This window comes from Streptomyces lancefieldiae (assembly GCF_031845825.1).
GTDB classification, from domain to species: Bacteria; Actinomycetota; Actinomycetes; order Streptomycetales; family Streptomycetaceae; genus Streptomyces; species Streptomyces lancefieldiae.
The window spans coordinates 1-1,498 of the sequence record NZ_JAVRFH010000206.1 but is presented as its reverse complement, the minus strand read 5'-3'; the positions used below and the strand labels follow the sequence as shown (position 1 = coordinate 1,498).

The window sequence follows — 1,498 nt, the reverse complement described above, 5'->3', positions numbered from 1 at the left end:
GATTCGGGTGACGGTATGCAGCTCACCGGTGACCGTTTCACCTCGGAGACCGCGTCCTTCGGGAACGACCTGTCGACGCTGCCGAACTTCCCGGCCGAGATCCGGGCGCCCGCCGGGACGCTGCCGGGTGTCTCGTCGTTCCAGCTGCACTTCGCCGACCACGACATCCTCACCCCGGGCGACGCCCCCAACGTCCTGGTCGCGATGAACCCGGCCGCGCTCAGGGCGAACATCGGGGACATGCCGCGCGGGGCGGAGATCATCGTCAACACGGACGAGTTCACCAAGCGGGCGATGCAGAAGGTCGGCTACGAGACCTCCCCCCTGGAGGACGGCTCCCTCGCCGGCTACCGCCTGCACCCGGTGCCGCTGACCACGCTGACCGTGGAGGCCCTCAAGGAGTTCGACCTCACCCGCAAGGAGGCCGAGCGCAGCAAGAACATGTTCGCGCTCGGGCTGCTGAGCTGGATGTACCACCGGCCCACCGAGGGCACGGAGAAGTTCCTGAAGTCGAAGTTCGCGAAGAAGCCCGACATCGCCGCGGCGAACATCGCCGCCTACCGGGCGGGCTGGAACTTCGGTGAGACCACGGAGGACTTCGCGGTCTCCTACGAGGTGGCGCCGGCGGCGAAGGCGTTCCCGCCGGGCACCTACCGCAACATCTCCGGGAACCTGGCCCTGGCCTACGGCCTGATCGCCGCCTCCCGCCAGGCCGACCTGCCGCTCTTCCTCGGCTCGTACCCGATCACCCCGGCCTCGGACATCCTGCACGAGCTCAGCCGGCACAAGAACTTCGGTGTGCGCACCTTCCAGGCCGAGGACGAGATCGCCGGGATCGGGGCGGCGCTGGGGGCCGCGTTCGGCGGTTCGCTGGCGGTGACGACGACGAGCGGGCCCGGGGTGGCGCTCAAGAGCGAGACCATCGGGCTGGCGGTCTCGCTGGAGCTGCCGCTGCTGGTCGTGGACATCCAGCGCGGCGGGCCGTCCACCGGCCTGCCGACCAAGACCGAGCAGGCCGACCTGCTGCAGGCGATGTACGGGCGCAACGGCGAGGCGCCGGTCCCGGTCGTCGCCCCGCGCACCCCGGCCGACTGCTTCGACGCCGCCTTGGAGGCGGCGCGGATCGCGCTGGCCTACCGCACCCCGGTCTTCCTCCTCTCCGACGGTTACCTGGCCAACGGCAGCGAGCCGTGGCGGATCCCCGAGACCGACGAACTGCCCGACCTCGCCCCGCAGTTCGCCCAGGGCCCGAACCACACCCTGGACGACGGAACCGAGGTGTTCTGGCCGTACAAACGCGACCCGCAGACCCTCGCCCGTCCCTGGGCCGTGCCGGGCACGCCCGGGCTGGAGCACCGGATCGGCGGCATCGAGAAGCAGGACGGCACCGGGAACATCTCCTACGACCCGGCCAACCACGACTTCATGGTCCGCACCCGCCAGGCCAAGATCGACGGCATCGACGTCCCCGACCTCGAGGTCGACGACCCGACCGGGG

General features: G+C 70.6%; 1 protein-coding gene. It reads left to right on the top strand.

Annotated features, from left to right (window positions below; genetic code table 11):
- A partial coding sequence (locus tag RM812_RS41630) for a 2-oxoacid:acceptor oxidoreductase subunit alpha (RefSeq protein WP_311586146.1) occupies positions 1-1,498 on the top strand: 1,498 nt, incomplete at both ends.